Source organism: Pedobacter sp. W3I1, from assembly GCF_030816015.1.
Classification (GTDB): domain Bacteria; phylum Bacteroidota; class Bacteroidia; order Sphingobacteriales; family Sphingobacteriaceae; genus Pedobacter.
Genome location: NZ_JAUSXN010000001.1, coordinates 1343002 through 1367270, shown reverse-complemented (window position 1 = coordinate 1367270; position 24269 = coordinate 1343002). Strand labels below are relative to the sequence as shown.

Annotated in this window: 26 protein-coding genes; 14 read left to right on the top strand and 12 right to left on the bottom strand. The window is 37.0% G+C overall.

Features of this window, described 5'->3' with window-relative positions; genetic code table 11:
• Positions 1–8: 8 nt before the first annotated feature.
• Positions 9–482 carry a 23S rRNA (pseudouridine(1915)-N(3))-methyltransferase RlmH gene (rlmH, locus tag QF042_RS05960; RefSeq protein ID WP_086547679.1) on the top strand — a complete coding sequence of 158 codons (474 nt, stop codon included), beginning with the start codon at positions 9–11 and terminating at the stop codon, positions 480–482.
• Between the two features lie 83 nt (positions 483–565).
• Positions 566–694, top strand: coding sequence for a hypothetical protein (locus QF042_RS05955; protein ID WP_255352031.1), 129 nt, complete (start codon positions 566–568; stop codon positions 692–694).
• A gap of 59 nt (positions 695–753) precedes the next feature.
• Here the strand turns inward: QF042_RS05955 and QF042_RS05950 are convergent, their stop codons facing one another.
• On the bottom strand, positions 754–1296 hold the full coding sequence (locus QF042_RS05950) for a DUF5606 domain-containing protein (RefSeq protein WP_307526269.1): 543 nt from the start codon (positions 1294–1296) through the stop codon (positions 754–756).
• A 68-nt stretch (positions 1297–1364) separates the two neighbouring features.
• Complete coding sequence (locus tag QF042_RS05945) at positions 1365–1826, bottom strand: peptidylprolyl isomerase (RefSeq protein WP_029275450.1); 462 nt, start codon at positions 1824–1826, stop codon at positions 1365–1367.
• Between the two features lie 233 nt (positions 1827–2059).
• Here QF042_RS05945 and QF042_RS05940 point away from each other — a divergent pair, with 233 nt between their 5' ends.
• Entirely contained in the window at positions 2060–3241 is a 1182-nt protein-coding gene (locus tag QF042_RS05940) for an asparagine synthetase B (RefSeq protein ID WP_307533260.1), read from the top strand.
• A gap of 284 nt (positions 3242–3525) precedes the next feature.
• Positions 3526–4266 carry an outer membrane beta-barrel protein gene (locus QF042_RS05935; protein WP_307526267.1) on the top strand — a complete coding sequence of 247 codons (741 nt, stop codon included), beginning with the start codon at positions 3526–3528 and terminating at the stop codon, positions 4264–4266.
• Positions 4267–4332: 66 nt separating this feature from the next.
• Here QF042_RS05935 and QF042_RS05930 read toward each other — a convergent pair whose 3' ends face one another.
• The 4 genes from QF042_RS05930 to QF042_RS05915 all read right to left on the bottom strand — a co-directional run bounded on the left by QF042_RS05930 (position 4333) and on the right by QF042_RS05915 (position 9582).
• On the bottom strand, positions 4333–6339 hold the full coding sequence (locus QF042_RS05930; protein ID WP_307526265.1) for a putative porin: 2007 nt from the start codon (positions 6337–6339) through the stop codon (positions 4333–4335).
• 1 nt (position 6340) lies between these two features.
• On the bottom strand, positions 6341–7156 hold the full coding sequence (locus QF042_RS05925; RefSeq protein WP_307526263.1) for a purine-nucleoside phosphorylase: 816 nt from the start codon (positions 7154–7156) through the stop codon (positions 6341–6343).
• Positions 7128–8189 (bottom strand): tetraacyldisaccharide 4'-kinase, encoded by a 1062-nt coding sequence (gene lpxK / locus QF042_RS05920; protein WP_307526261.1) that lies wholly within the window; start codon positions 8187–8189, stop codon positions 7128–7130. Before lpxK ends, QF042_RS05925 begins: the two co-directional genes overlap by 29 nt.
• A 235-nt stretch (positions 8190–8424) precedes the next feature.
• Positions 8425–9582, bottom strand: a complete 1158-nt coding sequence (locus QF042_RS05915) for a hypothetical protein (protein ID WP_307526259.1) — start codon at positions 9580–9582, stop codon at positions 8425–8427.
• A 250-nt stretch (positions 9583–9832) separates the two neighbouring features.
• Here QF042_RS05915 and QF042_RS05910 point away from each other — a divergent pair, with 250 nt between their 5' ends.
• The 8 genes from QF042_RS05910 to QF042_RS05875 all read left to right on the top strand — a co-directional run bounded on the left by QF042_RS05910 (position 9833) and on the right by QF042_RS05875 (position 17133).
• Positions 9833–10972 (top strand): sterol desaturase family protein, encoded by a 1140-nt coding sequence (locus QF042_RS05910; RefSeq protein WP_307526255.1) that lies wholly within the window; start codon positions 9833–9835, stop codon positions 10970–10972.
• Between the two features lie 784 nt (positions 10973–11756).
• A complete protein-coding gene (locus QF042_RS05905; protein WP_307526253.1) occupies positions 11757–12887 on the top strand; it encodes an NAD(P)/FAD-dependent oxidoreductase in 1131 nt (376 codons plus the stop codon).
• On the top strand, positions 12888–13601 hold the full coding sequence (locus QF042_RS05900) for a methyltransferase domain-containing protein (RefSeq protein WP_307526251.1): 714 nt from the start codon (positions 12888–12890) through the stop codon (positions 13599–13601). It begins immediately after the preceding gene.
• Positions 13598–14650 carry a type III polyketide synthase gene (locus QF042_RS05895; RefSeq protein WP_307526249.1) on the top strand — a complete coding sequence of 351 codons (1053 nt, stop codon included), beginning with the start codon at positions 13598–13600 and terminating at the stop codon, positions 14648–14650. Before QF042_RS05900 ends, QF042_RS05895 begins: the two co-directional genes overlap by 4 nt.
• 65 nt (positions 14651–14715) lie before the next feature.
• Positions 14716–15156 (top strand): 3-hydroxyacyl-ACP dehydratase FabZ family protein, encoded by a 441-nt coding sequence (locus QF042_RS05890; protein ID WP_307526247.1) that lies wholly within the window; start codon positions 14716–14718, stop codon positions 15154–15156.
• Positions 15149–16426 carry a beta-ketoacyl synthase gene (locus QF042_RS05885; protein WP_307526245.1) on the top strand — a complete coding sequence of 426 codons (1278 nt, stop codon included), beginning with the start codon at positions 15149–15151 and terminating at the stop codon, positions 16424–16426. The genes QF042_RS05890 and QF042_RS05885 overlap by 8 nt, the downstream gene beginning before the upstream one ends.
• Positions 16419–16679 (top strand): acyl carrier protein, encoded by a 261-nt coding sequence (locus tag QF042_RS05880; protein ID WP_307526243.1) that lies wholly within the window; start codon positions 16419–16421, stop codon positions 16677–16679. Before QF042_RS05885 ends, QF042_RS05880 begins: the two co-directional genes overlap by 8 nt.
• A complete protein-coding gene (locus QF042_RS05875; protein WP_307526241.1) occupies positions 16669–17133 on the top strand; it encodes a 4'-phosphopantetheinyl transferase superfamily protein in 465 nt (154 codons plus the stop codon). The genes QF042_RS05880 and QF042_RS05875 overlap by 11 nt, the downstream gene beginning before the upstream one ends.
• Before the next feature lie 52 nt (positions 17134–17185).
• On the opposite strand, the gene QF042_RS05870 is transcribed toward QF042_RS05875, so the two are convergent.
• The 6 genes from QF042_RS05870 to QF042_RS05845 all read right to left on the bottom strand — a co-directional run bounded on the left by QF042_RS05870 (position 17186) and on the right by QF042_RS05845 (position 22108).
• The gene (locus QF042_RS05870) at positions 17186–19369 is read right to left on the bottom strand and encodes a peptidase domain-containing ABC transporter (protein WP_307526239.1); all 2184 of its coding nucleotides are present in this window, start codon (positions 19367–19369) and stop codon (positions 17186–17188) included.
• An 85-nt stretch (positions 19370–19454) separates the two neighbouring features.
• Positions 19455–20615, bottom strand: a complete 1161-nt coding sequence (locus QF042_RS05865; protein WP_307526237.1) for an HlyD family secretion protein — start codon at positions 20613–20615, stop codon at positions 19455–19457.
• A 161-nt stretch (positions 20616–20776) separates the two neighbouring features.
• A complete protein-coding gene (locus QF042_RS05860) occupies positions 20777–20941 on the bottom strand; it encodes a class IIb bacteriocin, lactobin A/cerein 7B family (protein ID WP_307526235.1) in 165 nt (54 codons plus the stop codon).
• 6 nt (positions 20942–20947) lie between these two features.
• Positions 20948–21115 (bottom strand): hypothetical protein, encoded by a 168-nt coding sequence (locus QF042_RS05855; protein ID WP_307526233.1) that lies wholly within the window; start codon positions 21113–21115, stop codon positions 20948–20950.
• A 621-nt stretch (positions 21116–21736) separates the two neighbouring features.
• Positions 21737–21928, bottom strand: a complete 192-nt coding sequence (locus QF042_RS05850) for a hypothetical protein (RefSeq protein ID WP_307526232.1) — start codon at positions 21926–21928, stop codon at positions 21737–21739.
• Between the two features lie 12 nt (positions 21929–21940).
• Complete coding sequence (locus tag QF042_RS05845; protein ID WP_307526230.1) at positions 21941–22108, bottom strand: ComC/BlpC family leader-containing pheromone/bacteriocin; 168 nt, start codon at positions 22106–22108, stop codon at positions 21941–21943.
• A 434-nt stretch (positions 22109–22542) separates the two neighbouring features.
• Between QF042_RS05845 and QF042_RS05840 the strand changes: the two genes are divergently transcribed.
• Both QF042_RS05840 and QF042_RS05835 read left to right on the top strand, forming a co-directional pair.
• Positions 22543–23940 carry a S41 family peptidase gene (locus tag QF042_RS05840; protein ID WP_307526228.1) on the top strand — a complete coding sequence of 466 codons (1398 nt, stop codon included), beginning with the start codon at positions 22543–22545 and terminating at the stop codon, positions 23938–23940.
• Positions 23941–24073: 133 nt separating this feature from the next.
• Positions 24074–24253, top strand: a complete 180-nt coding sequence (locus QF042_RS05835) for a hypothetical protein (protein WP_307526226.1) — start codon at positions 24074–24076, stop codon at positions 24251–24253.
• Positions 24254–24269: the final 16 nt, after the last annotated feature.

Sequence of the window (24269 nt, the reverse complement as noted above, 5' to 3'; positions counted from 1 at the left end):
AATATTAAATGAAGATTACACTGATCGCCATTGGCAAAACAGAAGATAAATATTTAATTGAAGGAATTGATAAATATATCAACCGTTTAAAGCATTATATTAACTTTAGTTTTGTGGCTTTACCAGATGTAAAGAATGTTAAAAACCTGAGTGAAGCGCAACAAAAAGCAAAGGAGGCAGAACTCCTGCACAAACAAATTAATAATGGAGATGTTGTTATTTTGTTGGATGAGAAAGGAAAAAAATATTCATCCGTGGAATTTTCAAACTACTTAAATAAACAGATGATTGGTAGTGTGCAGCATTTAATTTTTATTATTGGCGGCCCATATGGATTTGATGAAAGCATTTACAAAAGAGCAAATGGCTTAATTTCGCTGTCTGATATGACCTTTTCACACCAAATGATCAGATTGTTTTTTGTAGAGCAGCTTTACCGCGGATTTAGCATTTTAAAGGGCGAACCTTATCATCACGCTTAGAGATGGAAAATGGTTGAGGTAAGATGGACAATGTTAATGATTATGGAAAAGCTGAACCAAAATCATCATAAAATAAAAGAATTATGTTACTAGATAAATATAAAAGGGAATACAGATATAAAAGCAATCAGAATGGCAACAATAAATACCTATGGATCAGCATTATTGCATCGCTGGTCATTGTAGCTTTGCTTTATTATTTCTTCGACTAAACCCCAAAAAAAACACCAGACAAATTGCCCGGTGTTCCCTATAATTTTGTAAATAAAGCTTAAACGCCTTTTTTACTCGTCATGCTTGCTTTTTTAGCTGGAGCTGAAGTTTTAGTACTTGCTTTAGCGCTTGCTGATGCTTTAGATCCTGTAGCTTTTTGTTTTTTATCTGAAGCTGCTTTTTCTTCTGATAACTTCACTTCTGCTGGTGTACCCGGAGTTTCCGGCGTTTCTTCCGTAAACAAAGGCAGGTCTTTTAACAAGTTATACCAGGTAATGATTTTCTTCATATCAGAAGCATAAACTTTCTCCTGATCGTGGCCTGGTGCTACTTCAAGGAAATAAGCACGTAAATCGCCTTTTAAATCAGGAGTAGATCCTTTTGCAGAAATTTTAGCAAAAATATCGGCCAGTTTAATTTCTTCATCTTCACCATACACGGTAATATCTTCTAATGAAGCTAATTTTGTGTTAGTGATATTGGCTACAACTTTAGTTTTTTGAGCATCTAAGCCCTCTAAGATGTAACCTACTTTATTTTGTCCAACCAGTTTAAATAACCCTGGTCTGCCAGATACGGCAACAATTCCTCTTAAATTCATATTTTTATGATTTTGCATGGTGCTTGGTGCTGAGAGCGCTATGCTCAAAACCCCATGCCCTTTGCTATTTAATCTTCTAAAACTTCAATGTTTAAAATCTTATCCCCCTGACGGATATCATCTACAAGGTCTACATTCTCAACAACTTTACCAAAACAAGTATGGTTACGGTCTAAATGAGCGGTATTTGTTCTGCTATGGCAGATAAAAAACTGTGAACCACCGGTGTTACGGCCGGCATGAGCCATAGATAAAACACCACGATCGTGATACTGATTTTCGCCGTCTAATTCGCAATCAATTTTATAACCCGGGCCACCGGTACCTGCTAAATGCGCTTTAGCCGGATCTTTTGAATTTGGGCATCCGCCCTGAACCATAAAGTTAGGAATTACACGGTGAAAAGTTACACCATCATAAAAGCCTTCTTTAGCTAATTTTTTAAAGTTTGCAACGGCTTTCGGCGCATCATTGTCGTAGAATTCTACAGTCATTTCGCCTTTTTCTGTTTTTATTATTGCTTTACTCATATCAATATCGGTACTAATTTTAAATTTTCTTCTCCTAAAAAACAATCGTATTTTTTTAGTAGAGGGCAAAAATAACAAAATTGTATAACTTATAACATCATTAAATTTTTCTATACAGTTTAAATGCGGTATTTTAGTGTTTTAAGCGTATCGATTTGATAAAGAAATATTATATCCTGCTCATTTGCCTGCTTTGTTCTTTGGGGTTAAGGGCTTCATCGTTGTTGATTTACATGGATGAAGACCAAAAAAACCACCTTAAAGCTTATGGAATTGCCTATTGGACAATCAGCAAACAGCTGGAGGTAGATTGGCTGCTAAATTACCGTGGCGGCAGCTTTTTAATTAAGTATAATAAGACTGTAGAAGATGAACTTAAAATCCGCGGGGTATCTTATGAAGTATTGGCCGATGGAAAGGTAACCAACCTTTTAAACGAAATCAGCGATCCTGCTGTAAATATGGAAATGGTTAAACTCGAGAAAACACCAAAAATAGCGGTTTACTCTCCAAAAAGCAAATTACCATGGGATGATGCCGTTACACTCGTTTTAACCTATGCCGAAATTCCATACGATGTAATTTATGATGATGACATTTTACAGGATAAATTGAACAAATACGATTGGCTACACTTGCATCATGAAGATTTTACTGGACAGTACGGCCGTTTCTGGGCTAATTTTAGGTATGCAACCTGGTACCAGGAAGATGTTAAAAACCAGGAAACTTTAGCCAAACGCATGGGCTATAAAAAGGTTTCGGAAATGAAATTAGCCGTTGCCAAACACATTAAAGAATATTGTGCTGGTGGAGGTTTCTTGTTTGCCATGTGCTCGGGCACTGATAGTTTCGATATTGCCCTTGCTGCTGATGGCGTAGATATTTGTGCCCAGATGTTTGATGGTGATGCTGCAGATCCAAATGCACAAAGTAAACTGGATTTTAACAAAACACTGGCCTTCCAGAATTTCAAGTTAGACAACAACCCGATGAACTATGAGTTTTCGGATATCGACGCTACTCAAACCCGGACACTAAACCAAACCAACGATTATTTTACTTTATTCGATTTTTCGGCCAAATGGGATCTTGTTCCAACCATGCTTACTCAGGATCATGATAAAGTGATTAAAGGTTTTATGGGACAAACCACGGCTTTCAGAAAGAGTTTAGTGAAAACAAGTGTAACTGTTTTGGGCGAAAATAAAGGTGCAGCAGAGGTAAGGTATTTACATGGAGAAATTGGCAAAGGGCAGTTTACTTTTTATGGCGGGCACGATCCGGAAGATTATCAGCACGCGGTAGGCGATCCGCCAACAGATTTAAATCTGCATCCAAATTCTCCAGGGTACCGCTTAATCCTCAATAATGTGCTTTTTCCTGCGGCAAAAAAGAAACCTCAAAAAACATAATCCGTCGGAGTTTAGCTTTTTGGCACTATTTCGTTCAGGTTTAAAAAATTGTTAATTCTCCGCTAAATTCCTGTTATGTATACAGTAAATCGCGCTTGATACCATTTCTGGTTCTTATCATAACTACACTTTATTATCACAAAAAGCTTACTGAAAACCAATGCGTTAGCCAATCAATTGTAACACAGTTGATACTTTGGCACAGCTTTTGGAATTGAGACTTGTAATTAACAACAGGTTAAAACCTGAAATTTTTAAACAAGATTCTTCTAAAAGAAAATATTATGAAAAAGTTACTATTAAGTGCATCAGTTTTATTATTAGCTACAGGTGCTTTCGCTCAAACAAAAATGACCGGGGAAACTTCGCGTTTTGGAATAAAAGCTGGCGTTAACCTTTCAAAGTTTCATGCCGGAGGCGATGATGCCGCAGCCAATGCTTTTAATGATAATGCAAAAAACAATGTTGGATTTAACGTGACCGCATTTGGTGATTTTGGCGTGGGAAATAATTTCTTTATCCAACCAGGTGTATCATTACAGAATAAGGGTAATAAATTTGAATCCGTAAACACAGCAACGGCTGGGAACAATACCATTACGACCACATCTTCTATTAAAACCAATTTAATGGCTATTGAGGTACCCGTTAATGCGGTATTACGAATCCCTACAGGCGATGCTGGTGCGGTTCAGATCAGTGCTGGTCCGTATATCGGTTTTAACATCTCTGGTAAAGATAAAGGTGAAACTACGGTTACAACACTTAACAACTCTAACAATACCAGTGCTACCGTTACTAATTCAAACGATAGAGACTTGTCATTTGGTAGTGCCAGCGATAAAAACTATAACAGTACCGAATTTGGTGCAAACTTTGGTTTAGCCTACCGCACAAATTCAGGATTTTTAGTGGGTGCCAACTATGGCTTAGGTTTAACAGATTTAACACCTAAAGACAGACAGGCCAATTCTAATAAATTAACTAACCGCGTGTTAGGATTTTCAGTAGGTTATTCATTCTAAAAAAAGCCTTAAAAACAAAAAACCTTCCTGATGTAAAATCAGGAAGGTTTTTTTATGCATTATTATTTAGTCGTAAAAATTCCAGCTTACCCCAAATTTTAATAGGGCATCTTGCATTGGGTATCTATTTACAGTGTAATAACCTGGCTGGAATAAGCCCTGATTTACAAAATCGTATTTAACAAAAATATTAGCCCTCTTTAAATTGGCCTTAAAAAAGACATCAATTACGGGTTTTGAAACCAGGTTTGTTGGATTGCGCTCATCGATATAAAACTGCGCCGTTGCAGGTGAATATAAATAGTTTGCATATTCAGAATTGTACCTCACATCAAATCCCACATTAGCCTTTAATACCTTGAAAAAAGTATTATCAAAATAAATACTGTTATAAGTATAAAGTTCTGGTGTTCTTAATACTGCATTTTTATCTGTTTTTTGATAAGCGACATAGTTTTCCATTACAAACTTACCAAACCTCGATTTCTTTGATACATCCAGTCTGATTAAGCTAATATCAGCAGTAGCTTGTTTCGGTAAAATGGCATTTGTACCATTGCTATGGTCGGCAGCAAAATAAACGTAGTTACTGGTTAAGAAATATTTGGCTCCGGCAGTAAAACCATACTTATCATTAATATAGTTAAATGATAAATTGGCAATTTTAGTGTTCTTAAAATCACTGTTTGTCCATTGGTAATGATTGCCATGATAGTAATTAAAAATAGCTGCTGGCGTTTGGTTTTGTAAATAGGCCCCCAACTCGATCCTTCCTATGGTTTTACCTAAAAGAATTTTACTTTTTGCCTCATATAAATAATCGCCTGCATTTTCACCCTGCAAAATTTGCTGTACATCTAAATTGAAATCGATATTGTTAGAGAACCGATAGCCCGCTGCGCCTAAAATGGTGATGTTTTGATAAGCAAATCTACTGTGTTCGTAATTGGTTGCATCTTGTTTTATCCCAAAATATTCATGCTTGTAATAATCGTGCCTTACGCCCGCATCAACCTTTAATTCATTTTTAATAACCGAACTATTTTTTGGCCTTAAAAAGAAACTGTAAATAAATTCATTTTTGATATGTTTTACATGGGTCGAGTCATTCGTGAATATGGTGCTCGCAATCCCGGGAGGCAGTACATGATTAACATCCGTTCCATTTTTGTAAAAATCGAAACTGTCGTTATTATACTCAAATGTATACGAAACCTTATTGGTTGGTAAAACAGCATTGTTCACATTTGCAGAGGTATCTATCCTGCCTACATAATAGGTTTGCTTTAAGAAAATGGTGTTTTTACGGTACATATTTCTGGAGTCTGATAAATTTACAGGCTCAGCCTCTCTCGCAATTTTAGAATAGCCAGGATCGAATAAACCTGTAGCGACTGTAGAACCATTCTCGTAGGCGCGCATGGTGTTAAAAATTGCCGATGCCCACATATTATAACGTTTACTTGGCGATTGGTACCATGAAAATACCGCAACATTCAAATTATCGCCACGCTGCCTTGCGTAAAAGCCTTTAGAATCACCACGGTTAAAATTAACCCCAACGTTCCAGTTTTTTTTAATATTCTGCGTGTGGATAGCCCTAAAAAGCTGTTCTTTTTGACCTGCACTAACAAAATACAGGCTGGTAAACGGCGTTCTGGCCTGATAGTAAATAATATCTTCGGGTGTTAAAGCATAATAATCAAGCGAATGAAATCCTGCATCAAAGCCAATCCTTTTACTAGGCTCGTACAATAAAGACCTGGCGGCCAGGCCCATGTTACCATTGCTAATGGTTGGGTGCAGGGGTTGTAAAAGCGGACTGTAATTCTGAATATTCGTGGTGGAAGTATCTAAAGGCAGCAATACAATACTATCTTTCGTTAGCGACAACTTGGTAAACCTGATATATTTTGCGGTAAAAACAACAGAATCCTTTCCCGAATCTAATTTTTTCCGGACAGAATCGAGTTCTTTATTGGTACCGACACTTGTTTTTAAATCTTGTGCAAAGGCTTTGTTAATGCCTAACAGCAGGAAGAGAAAAAAACAGATTTTAACGACTTTATGCATCTTATAGTTCAGAAATTAAGCGGGTTAAAATCTCGGTCATTTTAGGCTCGGCTTTAGCCGCTGCTGCTAAAATTTCATCTAAATTAAAAGGCTGCAGATCCTCCGGAAAACCCTCATCGGTTAACACCGAGATGGCAAAAACAGGTAAACCAGCGTGGTTGGCTACAATAACCTCAGGCACCGTACTCATGCCAACGGCATCAGCACCAATTAAACGCAAATACTTATACTCGGCTTTGGTTTCTAAATTCGGGCCAGAAACGGCTACATATACTCCTTTATGGCAATTAATATCAACATCTTTGGCTATTTCCAGTGCTTTGGCTATGATATCGCGTTTATAGGGCTGGCTCATATCTGGGAAACGGGGGCCTAATTCACTCTCCATTAAACCCCGCAATGGGTTATCTGGTTGCAAATTAATATGATCATCAATAATCATTAAATCGCCCTTTTTAAACTCAGGATTTAATGAGCCCGCAGCATTAGATACAATTAAGTTTTCGATACCCAAACCTTTCATTACCCTCACCGGAAAGGTGATTTGTTGCATGCTGTAACCTTCGTAATAATGTAAGCGCCCTTGCATCGCAATAATTTTCTTCCCGTTCAATGTTCCAAAAATCAGTTTCCCACTATGAAATTCTAAAGTAGAAATTGGAAAATTTGGAATATTAGAATACATCAACTGATGTTCAACTTCGATTTCTTTTACCAAGCCGCCCAAGCCAGTACCTAAAATAATCCCAATTTCTGGCTTAAAGTTCTCTGTTTTACGTTTTATATATTCAACGGTTTCTTCTATTGCTCTTAACATAGTTTAAAATGAGTTCGTCAAAGGTAATCTTATCTTTTTCAAATAATTCAACCTCAATGGGTAAATAATATACAGGTAAATCTACCAGTAAATCTTCAAATCCGGTAGCTCTTAAACGCTTGCTATCCTTTTCTGTTGTGATAATGATTTTATCTTTTTTAGCACTGGCCATAAAAACCGATTTAAACTTCTTAATATCATCATTTTTAAAAGCATAATGATCTGGAAATTCTTCGTGTTTAATGGTTTCAGCATATTTTTCAAGCTCTTCTATTAACGGGGCTGGATTTGCAATTCCGGTAAGCAGGAAAATTTCAAAACCTTTAATCGACTCGAGTGTGCGGCTTTCGTTGTGGTATAAATGGATAAGATCGCCATACTTTAAATAAGAATGTAATACGGGTTGATTTGCATTTGGCTGTAACTCATTTATAGAAGCCTGCTGCGCAATAGGTAACAACGGAACTGGCGATTTTGTGACCAATAATACATCGGCCCTTTTACGCGAGGAGAAAACATCTCTTAAATTACCGGCAGGCAATAAAAACTGTAAAGTACCCAACTTTCTAAACTCGAATAGCAAAACATTAAACCCTGCATTTACCGCACGGTGTTGAAAGGCATCATCAAGGATAATTAAATCATGACTGTCTTTCAATTGCTTAATCCCGTTCACACGGTCTTCACAAACCGCAACGGTAACAGCTGCAAATTTCTGATGGTACTGTAGAGGTTCATCCCCTATCGTTTCGGCAGTTGCAGCGCTATCGGCAACAATAAAACCTTTTGTTTTCCGTCCATATCCCCTACTTAATATGGCTATTTTATAATCGGCCAGCAACCTCACCAAATATTCCGTTGTTGGTGTTTTGCCCGATCCGCCAACGGCTAAATTGCCTACGCAGACTACCGGCAAATCGAACTTTACAGCACGCATCAATCCCCAATCGTAAAGTTTTTTACGGAGGATAATAGCCATTCCATAAATGATTGAAAAAGGAAGCAGTAAAAGACGTAGATAGTTAAGTAGCATATCGTGGTTTCAAAAATACTGATTATTTAAAAAAGAAAGGCATGGCTAAGCCGATACCCAATAAAGCAACCATTAGTCTGATGAAATGGTTTGTGGGAAAATGATTTAGCCTGGAGTCCGAAGTCCCGAGTCCATAGTCAATTAACGGATTAACCAGTTTAAAGTTGATCGTTTGGCATTTGGAGCCAGTTAACCGATTTAAACAATTAACCGATTAAATTCTAGTCAATAAAATTTAAAATTGTTCCAATATATCTTTATCTGATTTATACGTTTCTACAATTATCTGGGGAATTGTTAAATTATGTTTTTGATAAAGTGCTGCCCAAAACTCGGCATTGTTCTTTTTAGGATACTGATAAAAATCCTGTCTAAGTTTTAGAGTAGAATAGTTGTTACTGTTTTTTAGTTCCGGATCGATATTTTCCAGAAAAATCAGTTCCATCTCAGCCGAAGGTTCTCCTTGCGAAAATAACCCAGCCACTACATTACACTTTAAATACGTAGAAGATAACTTCGACAAACCATTATTGATGGTATAGTTTTGCCTGTTTATCCAGATCATGCTTTTGTTTATCGTAGCGATATTACTTTCCATTCCTTTAATCAGGTGTTTATCTACCGTGATATAAACCCAGCCATTCTTGCGTTTGTACAATGCATTTCTCTCTCTTGTGAAAGAGATCTTGTAACATTTCGTCCCTTCATATTCAACCTGTCCTTCAATTTCGTAATCATTATCCTCGCTGAGCATATTATCGTTAAGATTACTTACAAAATAAGATTTAAGCTCAATTCTTAAATCAACAGCGTAATTAATCTTCACACCTCCTGTTTTTTTGAGCTCCTTAAGCCTTCTTAGTCCCTCTAGCTGTAACCTGATATCATTTTTATATTCATCGGTATGAAGGTTAAATAACCCCTCGGCATAACTATAATATTTGCCATCTTTTACCATATACTGCCTACACAACAATTTTTCGCTCACCACACCGGTATCGGCAAGGTGCGCGACCGCATTTTTAATTAAGGCAGAAGCAAAATTGGCAGCATAAATATGCACATCGTCCAATTTAGTGTATTTGTCTTTTAGCTTAACAACAAGGCCAGTAACACTTGTTTGCTCATCAATTCTAACTGAACGGTTTTCGTAACCCACCGAACTAAATGAAAGGATTTGACCTTTATTTAACGAATCTACTTTAACAATAAAGTTTCCGTCAGGATCACTTAGGGCAATCAACTTCTGATGATTATAAATCGATACAGATGCGATGCCTTTATTGGCTTCATTAACAATCTGGCCCTTAATAATCTTTTGAGCCCAGACAGGTGGCAAGAAGAAAAAACAGCATACAAGAATGGGTAATATGATTTTTGAGCGATATGGCATAGATATTTGTGGCGTTATTTAGCTAGTATTTGGTTATTAAAGGTGTAATTTAATTATTCTCCTTAAATAACAAAAATATACAGGCGAACCAGACTAAGTTTGGAGTTGGGCGTTTCGAGTCAGTTAACCGATTTATTTCGACTTTCAAACTATCAGACCATAAACTATCAACCATTAACCAACTAACAAAAGTTATTCGATCATATTTTATCTTTTTTTATTATCATTGTTGTCTATCAAAACATATTTAATGTCTCCGAACAAACGATTAGTAGTGGGCCAAGGCCAGATTAGTGGGTATATTTCTATTTTTTTAGCTGTATTGGCACTTTTAGGGATCCTGTGTTTTCATTATCCAGAAAAGCTTACCACGCCCGAATTCCGCGAAATATACACGAAAAACAGCATGGAAGCTTTAATGCTCGGTGGCGTTATAGGGTGTTTCTTCTTTTCATTATTAAGCCTGATCCTCAGTAAAAAACTAAAATGGGCCTGGCCGGGCTTTGTGCTTGGCGCTTTAGCCGTAATATTAGGCGCTTTAAGTGTAGAAGGGAGAGATGTAGCCAAATCGGGCTGGCATTTTGGCTTAGATTGGATGATTTTAGATCTTCTTTTAATGGTTGCCATTTTTGTCCCCCTAGAATTATTCTTCCCAAAAAATAATGAGCAAACCAAATTCCACGAAGAATGGCGCACCGATTTAACCTATTTTGTAATCAGCCATCTTTTTATTCAGTTTTTTGGTATCGTAACCCAAAAACCTGCCGTATTATTTTTTGGTTGGATCGGTTTAGATAAATTGCACACCTGGGTACAGGGTCTCCCATTTATAGTGGCGCTCTTTTTGGCTTTTTTTAGTACCGATTTGTTTCAATATTGGGCACATCGTTTTTTCCATACCCGGGTATCCCTTTGGCGCTTCCATTCCATACACCATTCTACACAAAATATGGATTGGCTGGCTGGAAGCCGCACCCATTTTATCGACATCTTTTTCACCAGGGCAATGACTTTCATCCCGCTTTATGTTTTGGGCTTTTCGTCTACCGTTTTCAACGTGTACATTATATTTATTGCCATACATGCGGTGCTCATCCATGCCAATACCAGAATTAATTTTGGTCCGTTAAAATACATTTTTACTACGCCTCAATATCACCACTGGCATCATTGCGAAGATCCTAAATACTATGGACATAATTTCGCTTCCATATTTCCTTTTATTGATATGCTGTTCGGCACCTATTACTTGCCTGGCAAAGAATGGCCCGCCGGAACGGGCGTACATGAAGCTTCCTATCCGAAAGGTTTCGTTAAACAATCCATTTATCCATTTACAAAAAGCCCTTTTGATACCGATTTAAATATGGAAGAAAGAAGTGATAGATAGCTGCTAGCGCTTGTTTTTTAACGAGCGTTAATATCTCGTTGTTTTAAACGATGAACTCATATAGCTATTGATGCACACTTTTGGAAACAAGCGCAAGCAAGGTGATATATACCCTGAAGATTGTTTAGAAAAGCAGTGCCTGTAAACATCATTAATGTTAGTCGGGCTTTTCGCTAAATCTTTTGTTTTTGAAGCAAAACAAAAGTATATCGCTGCAATCCCGTTTAGTCAGTAATAGTGGTGCTACTATTAAAGGTTTTTGAACCTAATCAAAGAAAAGATAAAATAACAAAGCTATTTCTGCACGCATTTGAAAACAAGCCAATCGGGGTATTGCTAAGGCGATCGAAAGAGATTGTATCATAAAGACAATTTCTCTGCAAATTTGTTATGTTGAGCCTCCCGATGAAAATCGGGACTAGTAGTCGAAACACATACAGGAGTATTTAATTAAGCCCTTCGACAAGCTACCATTGACAGAATCCATTAGTGTGGTCGTCATTCTCGCGCAGGCGGGAATCTTAAAGCGCTTGCATTAAGATTCCCAATCGAGTTGGGAATGACGATCCCTCGCAGCCTATCAACCCACTAAAATCACGCTGTCATTTATATTAATTTTTATACAATGAATTATCCCTCAATATGATAATTTACATTTATGATACAGCCTCCAGGCCTCACTCTGCACCTCTGTGCTTTTTCTCTCCATGATCGCTGCTGTTAAAGACCTTTAAATGGAACAAACGCCCATTTAAAATGTTATATTAGGGTTCCATCTTATAATATGCAAGCCGAAACAGAAATTTTAATTATTGGTGGTGGATTGGCTGGTTTAACAGCGGCACTTCACCTGAATAAGCTGGGTTTAAATGTTACACTGATCGAGAAAGATACTTATCCGCACCATAAAGTTTGTGGCGAATATATTTCGAATGAGGTGCTCCCCTATTTTGAATGGCTCGGTCTGGATATCGAAAATCTTGCCCCTACATTTATCAGCGATCTGCTTTTCACCTCAAATCTTGGCAAAAGTATACAGACAAAATTGCCGCTGGGTGGTTTTGGTTTAAGCAGATATACCATTGATCATTATTTGTATACTGAACTGATCAGGAGAAAGGTAAACGTAATTCATAATCGCGTTGTAGAAATAAATTTTGCCAATAACCAATTTACAGTAACAACTGCAAACAATTCTTTTGTTGCAGCCTACGTTATTGGCGCTTATGGAAAAAGATCGTCCATTGATATTAAACTAAACCGCAGTTTTATCAATAAACAATCGCCCTATCTGGCCGTTAAAGCACATTATAAAGCTGATTTTCCGAATAATCTGGTTAGCCTGCATAATTTTGAAGGTGGCTATTGTGGCGTTTCAAAAGTTGAAAATGACCGGTTGAATATCTGTTATCTGGCCAACTATGAGCGTTTCAAAAAGTACAAAAACCTGCTTGCCTTCCAGGAAAACGTTCTTTATAAAAATAGCTATCTGAAAGCTATTTTCGAAAATGCCACCAGTTTATTCGATGTTCCGTTAACCATCGGTCAGATTTCTTTCGAGGGTAAAGAACCTGTGCATAACCATATTTTGATGATTGGTGATACTGCCGGGTTAATTCATCCACTTTGTGGAAACGGTATGGCCATGGCCATTCACAGTGCCAAAATTGTTTCAGCACTTTTGCATCAAAAAATCGAGGGTCAGATGAGTTCGCGTGCAGCACTGGAAAAAAGTTATACCGCACACTGGAACAGGGAATTTAAAAGCCGCTTAAAAATGGGTAGAGTGTTGTCTTCTTTGCTGAGCAACAATAAATTCGAAAGTTTAGCTATGAATGCGTTGATTAAAATGCCCTTTCTGCTCCATAAAATAATTAAACAAACACATGGCAAACCCATTAGAATTTCATTATAAATGCGAGTAGATACTACATATAGAAGCACAGCACCAGAGATTATGGATGATTTCGCTATGGAAGGTGAAATATTGCGCGATGCACTTGACAAAATAGCCAGCATTAACCAACTCCTTGGTGGTAACAAAGTTACGCTCGATGGGGTTAAAACCTTAATCGCCAGCAAACCATTGGATCAAGTTATACGTATTACTGATATTGGTTGTGGAAATGGAGATATGTTACGCACTTTGGCCGATTACGCAAAAAAACGAGGTTTACATTTTATTTTAAAAGGGATAGATGCCAATAGATTCACCATAAATCATGCGCAAAGTTTGTCTGCAAACTACCCGAATATAACCTATGCCTGTAGCGATATTTTTGACGATTTAAATAAAACAGAACCTTGCGATATTATGCTTTGTACCTTAACGTTACATCATTTTAAAGATGAAGAAATTATTAAGCTGTTAGAAAATTTTAAAAGATCAGCAACAATGGGTATTGTAATAAACGACCTACAAAGAAGTGCAGTAGCCTATTACCTGTTTAAAGCTTTATGTTATGTTTTCCGTTTAAATGATATGTCGCGAGAGGATGGCTTAGTATCTATTCTACGTGGATTTAAAAAAGCAGATTTGCTTAAATATACCAAACAATTAAAGCTAAAATCGAGTTCGATAAAATGGAAATGGGCTTTCCGCTACCAATGGATAATTAAAACAATATGAGCGTAACCGTAAAAGCAGTAAGTAAAGCCTTGCCCGAATTCTGGAGATCGACCGAAGAGATTTTACCTTTTCTGGATGTTTGGTTAAAAGATCAGGATGATCGCTTTATCAGGAAGGTAAAAAAGATTTTTGAAAGCGCCGCAGTAGATAAAAGATACTCGATCATGTCGCCCGAAGAGGTTTTTAGTGATTTAAGTTTTGAGGAGCGAAACAACATTTATGTAAGAGAAGGGATTAAGTTGGGTGCTAAATGTTTGGAAACCGCGCTCGAAAAAGCCAACTGGCACGCTCAGGATTTAGATTACATCATTACGGTAAGCTGCACCGGAATCATGATCCCTTCATTAGATGCCTATCTGATCAACTTACTAAAACTCCGCCAGGATATTGTTCGTTTACCGGTAACCGAAATGGGTTGTGCTGCTGGTGTATCAGGCATGATTTACGCTAAGAATTTTCTGAAAGCAAATCCAGGCAAACGCGCAGCAGTTATTGCGGTAGAATCGCCAACGGCAACCTTTCAATTAAACGACTTTTCGATGGCCAACATTGTAAGTGCAGCAATATTTGGCGATGGTGCCGCCTGTGTATTATTAAGTTCGAATGAAGAAGATACCGGGCCGGAGATTTTGGCAGAAGAAATGTACCATTTTTACGATGCTGAAGAAATGATGGGATTTAAACTCACCAATACCGGACTGCAAATGGTACTGGATGTAGCAGTTCCTGAAACCATCGCCAGTCATTTCCCCAACATCATCCATCCATTTTTGAAGAAAAACGGATTCGGGATTAACGATATAGACCATTTGATCTTCCATCCGGGCGGAAAAAAGATTATCCAGATTGTTGAAGAATTATTTAATCAGTTAAACAAAAATATAGATGAAACGAAAGAAGTTTTAAGGCTTTACGGAAACATGAGCAGCGCAACAGTTCTCTATGTTTTAGAACGGATTATGGACAAAAAGCCAATGCCTGGAGAAAAAGGACTGATGTTAAGCTTCGGCCCGGGCTTTTCGGCACAACGCATACTTTTACAATGGTAAAATTCAATAATTCATTCACGCTATCGTCCAATAAATCTGTCATTCAATCATTCACTCCTCCAACCATGACTACACAAGAAATAATAGATCAACTGCCTTACGGTAAATCTTTTCTTTTTGTTGATGAGTTATTGCATGTTGATGAAAATGGAGCGAAGGGAATATATACTTATAGGAAAGATCTTCCCTTTTACGAAAGTCATTTTAAAAATCACCCCCTTACCCCTGCAGTGATCCTCACCGAAACCATGGCACAGATTGGATTGGTCTGTTTAGGCATTTACCTGTTAAAAGATATTGATCAAAATGTATCCATTGCCATGACGTCAAACGTTATTGACTTTTTAAAACCGGTTTACCCTGGTGAGCAGGTTACGGTAACGAGTGAGAAATTGTATTTTAGGTTTAATAAACTGAATTGCAAGGTAAAAATGGAAAATGAAGCAGGCGAAATGATTTGCAAAGGAAATATTTCCGGAATGTTAATTTCGAAAGAAAATGGATAACAGGGTTGTAATTACAGGTTTAGGCGTATGCGCACCAAATGGTACTACTATCCATGAGTTTTCTGATGCGATAAAAAAAGGACTTTCTGGCATCCGCCATCAGCCCGATCTGGAAGCCTTAAATTTTTCTTGCCAGATTGCAGGTAAACCAGCACTTAGCGAAGAGCGGATCAGCCAATATTTTACACCGCTTGAATTACGAAACCTAAACAGTACAGGAATTATATATGGTGTTATTGCCGGTTTGGATGCCTGGAAAGACGCAGGCTTAACCATCGAAAATAATGACGAACCCGACTGGGATAGCGGTACCATTTTCGGAGCGGGTACTTCTGGTATAGATAAATTTAGATGGGCAATTAATAAAATAGATGCACTTGAAATTAAAAAATTGGGAAGTTCTGTAGTGATACAAACCATGGCCAGCGGCGTAAGTGCTTTTATCAGTGGCAAGCTCGGCCTGGGTAATCAGGTGACTACCAATTCATCTGCCTGCGCAACAGGAGCAGAAAGCATATTGCTGGCTTACGAAAGGATTAAAACAGGTCAGGCCACAAGAATGTTAGCAGGCAGTACCAGCGACAGTGGCCCCTACATTTGGGGCGGTTTTGATGCCATGAAGGTTTGCACCTTTAAACACAATGATGAACCGGAAAAAGGTAGCCGCCCTATGAGTGCAACAGCAAGTGGCTTTGTACCCGGAAGCGGGGCAGGAGCTTTGGTGTTAGAATCGCTCGAAAGCGCAGTGGCAAGGAAAGCCAAAATTTATGGCGAGGTGCTTGGGGGGCATATCAACTCTGGTGGTCAGCGTGGCCTGGGCACCATGACTGCACCAAACCCTGCTGCTGTACAGCGATGCATTCAAAAAGCATTAAAAAATGCAGGTATTGAAGCCCGAGAAATAGATGTGATTAATGGCCACCTTACCGCAACAACTAAAGATGCGCTCGAAATAGAAAACTGGAAAACAGCACTGCAATTACCTGTTGACGATTTCCCGTACATTAACTCTTTGAAAGGCATGGTTGGTCATTGTATTGCAGCTTCAGGAAGTATAGAATGTGTAGCCTCGATGCTTGAGCTTTCAGAAGGGTTTATTTTCCCCAATATTAATTGCGAAGACTTAAGCCCTGAAATTACCACTTTAATTAATCCGAAATGCATTCCACAAACCGTAATTCATAAACCATTTAATATCTTAGCTAAAGCCAGTTTTGGTTTTGGTGATATTAATGCCTGCATTATTTTTAAAAAATACGCCCATGAATAAAGAAGAGATCATCGAAGCTTTAAAAACAATTGTTGAACCTTACAGCGAAGAGGTAGCAGCCCTGGCAAATATTGACGAAAACACTGATTTTATAAACGATTTAAAAATAAATTCAGCCAACCTGGTTGATATTGTTTTAGATATTGAAGAGAAATTTAACATCGAAATAGACAACGATTCGATGGCTAAAATGCTTACAGTAAAAGCCACAACTGAAATTATAGCTCAAAAACTGGAAGCGCATGCTGGGTAACGATATCGTTGATCTGGATCTGGCTAAAATTCAAAGTAACTGGAAGCGCAAAAATTACCTCGATAAAATTTTCACGGCTGAAGAACAGTTACTGATTACATCAGCAAAAAAACCTGATGAAATGGTATGGCTGTTATGGAGCATGAAAGAATCGGCTTATAAAATCCATAACCGTAAAACAGGCATCCGAAATTTTGCGCCTAAAAGTTTAAACTGTACCATTCATTCGGATAGCGATCAGATACATGGTGCTGTAACTATTGATGAAAATACGTATTTCACCAAAAGCGATATACAAGTGGCATATCTTCATACCATTGCCTCCCCTGTTTATAGCAAGTTGGAAGAAATTAAAGTAGCCATTTACGAATCACCAGATCATCCATGTGATTATAAACGTACTCAACCAGGCTGTGTGAGTCACCATGGGCGGTATTTGGCTTTGGTTTATTAATTTCATAGTTGACAACTTTTCTTAACAACTTGCCCATAAAGTTATCAACTCATTAGAGAAATGAAGGTATTATCAAACTTGTTAAATCCTCATCACCAAATTGCTGTTTCCATAAATTAGCATAATGACCATTTGCGATCATCATTTCCGTATGACTTCCCTCCTCAACAACCTTTCCTTTATCTAATACAATAATCTGGTCAGCTTTTCTAACCGTAGGTAACCGATGTGCAATGATGATGATTGTTTTCTTTTGCATCCTTAACAAATCTATTGTTCGCTGCACATACTGCTCAGAAGCTGAATCTAAAGAGGAAGTAGCTTCATCCAGAATTAAAATTTCAGGGTTACGGTACAGGGCCCTTGCTATGGCGATCCTTTGTTTTTGTCCGCCCGATAAAGAGGCTCCGTTTTCACCTAAATAAGTCTGGAAACCTTCTGGCAAAGCTTCAATAAAATCGATGATCCCCAATTGCGTACAAATACTAATAATCTGTTGCATATTGGGTTCATAATCGCCAATGGCAATATTTTCAATTACATTACCAGCAAAAAGATCAATTTTTTGCGGCACAACGCTCAGTAAATTTCTTAAAGAGGCATTGTTCAAATATTTAAGCGCATGATTACCAATAAAAATATTGCCCGATTGTATGGGATAAATATTTTGAAGTAATGACATTAAGGTAGATTTACCAGATCCACTCTCCCCTACAATAGCCGTAAAACTCCCGGCCTTAATCTTTAGATTTAAATCTTCAAACACATTAACACGACTGCCATATCTAAAGGCTACATGTTCAAACCTGATATCGCCCATTAATTCTTTGGCCAGGAAAATACTCGATGAATTTTGTTCAATCTCCAGATCCATAATTTCGAACAAACGATCGGAGGCGATCATGGCATCCTGGATAGATTTATTCGCGCCAATTAACGAAGTAGCCGGACCAGTAAAATAACCAATAAGCGTATAGAAAGAAAATAATTCCCCTGGAGTAATCTCACCATCTAACACATAACCTGCACCCACCCAAAGCAAGATGATAGTAAGCATACGGGCAATAACCTCAGTTGATGTGCCAGAGAAAACTGAGTTTAATCCTGATTTATAAATTGTTCTAAGCAGGCCAATAAAGTGCGTTTCTGTTTTTTCGTTGGTAAACCTTTCCAAGCCAAATCTTTTAATTGTGGCGACGTTATTTAAACCCTCAACCAATTGCGATTCTAACTCAGCCGACTCCTCCATCAGCTTCCGTTGCATTTTCTTGTTTAGCTTATTACTGATGAAATAAATTAATAAATACAATGGAATAACTGCTAACATCATTAAGGCCAGTTTCCAATAATAACTGAACATTAAAAGAAAAGAGAATACCACAATAAAACCGTTCACCACCAGGTTAATGGAAACATCATTTATAAAAGCCCTTATTTTAACCGCATCGTTTACCCTTGAAATAATTTCGCCTACCCGCATGGTATCGAAAAATTGTTGAGGAAGCTTTAAGAGGTGTTTATAATACTCCAGTATCAATCGGGCATCGATCTGTTGACCTGTACGGATGGTAAAAATAGTTTTAGCGGTACCAATAAATAACTGTAAGGCCAAAATGGCCACCATCATTAAGCTCATTAAGTTGAGCAGGTTCCGGTTGCCATCAACAAGAACGTGATCGGTTATTTTTTGGACAAAAACCGAAGTAGACAGTCCCAGTATAGTATAAATTAAGGCCCCAAAAAGTGCCTGTACTACAATGCTTTTATGCGGTTTAATCAGGTTCCAAAAACGGCTTCCGGTATTAACCTCTTCATTTCCCTGTTTAAAACTTTCATCTGGCAATAACAAAACCAATACACCTGTCCACTCTCGTATAAATTCGGCAATGGTTTTACGGTGCTTTTTTCCATCACCAGGATCCATTATTTCAATGTATTTATCGGTTACCTTATAAATCACCACATAATGTTGCAACTGATTTTTAACCACAACATGGGCAATGGCTGGCAGTGGAATTTTAGAAAGACTATCTAAATTGCCCTTTACGCCTTTTGCTTCAAAACCCAGTTTATTTGCCGCTTCTATCAAACCTAAAACATTGGTTCCTTTTTGATCGGTACTGGCCAATTGCCGGATGCGCGCAACAGGCATTTTCAGCTTATAAAATGCAGATATAGATGCCAAACAAGCAGCACCACAATCGGTAATATCGCGTTGTTTTATGAGTGTAGACATTAGAGGTGAGATATTAGATTTGAGACTGGAGAACTGAGATTGGTGATTTGAGAATTTTCGGCTTTGGTCTTTCAGCTTTAACCTTTTAGCTTTTAACTCCATTCGGATTTAACCAATCGTCAACTTTATCATAAAGCAATTGATACAAATTTCGTTCTGCAATGGTAAAGTGTGCATTAAAGGTCATTCCCTTTTTCACCTGCCCTTTATAACCATTTTTTAACCTTAAATAATCTTGGTTCAGTTTACACTTCACTTTAAAATAAGGGTTCTGGTTAATCAACATAATATCGTCTGAAATGTCGGCTACAACACCATCAAGCAAACCCCATTGGTTATAGTTAAAAGCATCAATCTGAAATCTGACGGTTTGACCTGCTTTAATTAAGCCTATATCAGCAGGTTTAATATAACAGATGGCCAGCAAAGCACTATCAGGAGATATTTCGCCAATTTTCTGGTTAGCCGAAATAAAAGAACCCAGTTGTAAACCCGATAGGTTTTGTACCGTTCCGGATATGTGGGCGGTTAAATGATATAGTTTCTCCTGCTCTGTAAGTTGGATCTTTTGACCATCAAGATCTTTCAGTTCTTTTCTATATTGATTGGATTCTGTTTGCCATTGTGTTTTGTACTTTTTAGCTACCAGATTAAAATCAGACATGGCCTGATCATAGTTAAATTTAAACTGTTCATACTCTGCTTCGGTAACTACTTTCTTGCTATACAGTGTTTCGTACCTTTTATAAATTTTGTAGGCCTGCTCGCGGGCATTTAAAGCATTTTGAATTTGCTCTTCATATTGCTGCCAGCTGGCAGCATACAGGCCGGTTTGCAATGCAGGTTGCCCTGCATTGCTTAAATCGACCATTTTTAAGAGGAGGAGCGCATCATTTAATAAATCTTTTAATTCACGGGAGCGATTATTTAAAATCACATTTTGTGTTTCAGGTATAGTGGGGTCTATATTTAAAAGGAGTTGTCCTTTTTTTATTTTTTTGTTATCAGTTAAATTAATCAGCGTAATTTTCCCCGCCACTGGTGCCAGCAGTTCTGTTCGTTCGATATTACTCTGCAAAGAACCATTCCCCTTAACACTTACTGTAGTGTAAATAAATGGTAAGGCAGCAAAGGCAAGAAGGATAAATAATATCGTGGCAGAATAAATAATTTGGGTACGTACCCTGGTATGGTGTAAAAAAATGATAGAGTTATCTTCGAAATTTGCGTCTTCTGTTAAAGGCATAATCATCAATTGGCTTGGTTAGGCCAAGTTTGTGATTATTAATTTATACTGGAAAAAAGATACACGAAAAGGTGTATTGTAGGGATAAACCACTCTTTACTAAACAAAAAACCCGACCAGCATGAGATGCAGATCGGGAAATTATCTTTGAAGGATTTATTCTATAAACTTTTTTTATAAGCTCTGCCAGCCGACTCAGCAATTTCGCCAGCTAAGTAAATTACGCCTGCAACAGCGGCCAGTACTGCCCAGAAACCACCATTAACTTGCTTCACTTCTTCTGCTGTAAGCTCTTCTATTCCGAATTTATTAATTTCTATCTTCATAATTATTTAATTTAAAACGTTACACTCACAACCTTTTTCAAATTTCTCTACCAAATAGGCAGTTCCTGGAGCAACAAAATAAAGCCATAAAGGAACTTTTCCACCCTCTATATTTATTATTTCATGCTCACTTAGTTCAATAACTTCAAAAGATTCTAATTCGATTCTTTTCATCTGAGATTAATTTTTTCAAGCATTCTTACTCATTAAAGGCTTTTCAGATTCCGCCTATGTTGGCCTAACATAAAGCAAGTATCTAATTTTAGAATTTGTAGAGCAAAAAAGATACACCAAGGGGTATTTCCTAAGGACGAAAAAAATAGAGCATCGATCCGATTAACGGTATAGGTATAAGAGAAGAAAGTTCTTAATCACAAAGCAGAAAGTTAAGCTAAGAAGACTAGCCATAGATTAATTTAATAGATATAAAGGCTTTGGAATTGAGAGTCGAGGAATCTCCAATAAAAAACCTACGAAATATCTACGTATTTCATAGGTTACATACGTTCGTCAATCTAAATCGTTCTTTGAGAGAGAATATTACTTCTATCTACTCATCACTAATTTAGATTACATAACTCATTACTTAACAAAATCGTTTAACCCTGCAAGCACTCCATTAAAAAATTCCACCCTATTATCGTAGAGGAATATAAATAAGAGCGTGGCTATAAATATTGTGTTAATTAAATTTTGATTTCTCTTAACCAACGAATTTTCCATAAATTTTATTTTTATCTTTCTATTAAAAACCAAGTTGCAATTCATTTTAAATTTACAACTTGGTTTAATAAATTACAAATTATGTGCAATTAAATAAATTGTACTAGCTCCTCCGGTTAGAAAATGTGCCATTGTCCATACATATGATCTACCAATTAACTCTGCAGCGTCGCCTTTATCTCCACCATTAATATTTGTTAGCTCATGGTTTTCCAAAATGGACAGGCCCATAGAGTCAATTCGATTATTCTGTAAATTTTTCATTTCTTTTATCTTTTAATTAAAATCCTGCAACCCTTTTTTTACCCCTTCAATAAATCTTTCCCTATTATCATATAAATAAATTCCGTACCCAACTAACCACCAATTTCCGCCATCAATCTTATTGACTTCTTCAGCATCTAACTCCTGAACATCAAAGCTTTCTAATTTTAAGTTTTTCATTTTCGTTTAATTTAAATTTTTCGTTCTTACTCATTTAAGGCTTTTCAGATTCTGCCTATGTTGGCCTAACATGAAACAAGTATTGGATATTAAATTTCAATCAAAAAAAAAGATACACTAAAAGGCTTTTTATAAGGACAAAAAGAGATAATAACATCAAATGACAGCTTATATAGTTTAATATTGAATCAAGCTAGTGCCAATCCACACACGGCATTAACCCATACAGAAGATAAGACAATTATGTATTTTAAAATAGTTTTTCCTTTAAGTATAAATATCGACTATAATTGTAATTGAAAACTATAAAACCATCATGATTTTTCAAACCACAAATGGGATGAACGGTTCAAGCCTCCTTGAACATCGTTAAAACGTCTACATTGGTAAAAATCTGATCGCTTCATCACCTTTAAAAAACAAATTATCTATAGATGAAAAAAATAATCTTCTACTTATTGCTCTTATTTCCATTTTATAATTTACAAGCCCAGAATTGCAACTGCGGCGATAATTTTTCATTTATGGTGCAGCACATTAAGAAAAATTATGTTGGCTATACTGATAAGGTTAATCCAAAAACCCAAAAAAGATTCGAATACCTTACCGACAGCTTGCAAAAAGTTGCCCGCTATACGGCTAGCAATAAGTGCTTAGCTGTGTGTAGAGAATGGATTAGTTTTTTTAAGGATGGGCACATGAACATATCCTTTAACGAAAGTAGCCCGAAAGACGAGATCCGGGTTTTTTTTTCTAAAGAAGAAAAAACTATTTGGGACGAAGAGAAGCTAAAAACCTATCTGAGTAAGTATAAAAACCAAACTGATAACATTGAGGGGATTTGGCGCAACGTAGCTAAGACACATCAGTATGGCATTGTTCGCGACAGTTTAAACCAAAATGAATTTATTGGATTTGTTGTTAAAGCCGATGGTGTAATGTGGATTCCACAACAAATAAAATTTAGGGTAAGAAAAACAGAAGAGGTTTATAAATTCAGTTCTTTTTTTGCCAGAGATCATTCACCTTATCCTGCCAGGGTTACGCTAAACAAAGATACTATGGATCTCAAAGAAATAGGCAAATTTTACAAAAATGATTTGCCTGGAAAACCTCTATCCTCATCAAAAAGTCCGAAGTTTGAAAGATTAAGCGATAAAATCGCTTTATTAACAATACCTAGTTTTTATCTCGAATATAAAAACGAGACAGACAGTTTGATGATTAAAAATGCCCCAATAATAAAAAACATTGATCATTTAATTATCGATTTAAGGGATAACCGAGGTGGTGCTGTCGGCGCATTTGAAAAAATATTGCCTTACCTATATACAAACCCTATTTTTTCGGAAAAAGGCCAAATTTTAGCTACTGATGATAATATTAAAGATGGCTATGAAAAACCATTGCCTGACCTTCCGGAAGATTTACAGGAGTATTTCAAAAAAATCATAAGTAAATTAAAAGCACATCGCGGAGAACTATATTTAGCTTACCCGGCCGACACCATTAAATACGATAAGATATTTAAAAAGCCATCCCGTGTTTCTATTTTAATGAACGATGGATCGGCAAGTGCCTCCGAATTATTTATTTTACAGGCCAAACAAAGCAGTAAAGTTAAACTATTTGGTACAAATAGTTCCGGATCGGTTAATTATGTAGAGAGTGTAACAACCCAAATGCCCTGTAATTTCTTCAATTTAATTTACCCAGCAGCGCGATTAATGCGTGCAAGCAGTGATGGAACCGATCCCGGCATTAAGCCTGATATAGAAATACCTGCAAATGTTACCAATTGGATTGATTTTGTAAAGAAGTATAAAAATTAACAATGTTTAATATTTAAATATACAATCTATTGATTTCGTATAGGCAAAAGAGTATTTGGTGTATAATTTTTCGCTGATATACTAAGAAATAACATCTTTAAGCACATTTATTTTACCATCTAACATTACAATTATGAAAAACAAAAAATTAGAAAAAAAGACTTTATTTGTTTTTAAGAAAAACAACCTTACCAATTTGACAAAAGAGCAAATGAGAAGAATTTATGGAGGGGAGACAACAACAGGGGGAAGTGGTCTCTCAGGGGATCCAGCTTGCCCTAACAAAACAATACTTAATACAGTAAGCGACTAATGCGTTGATATTAAAC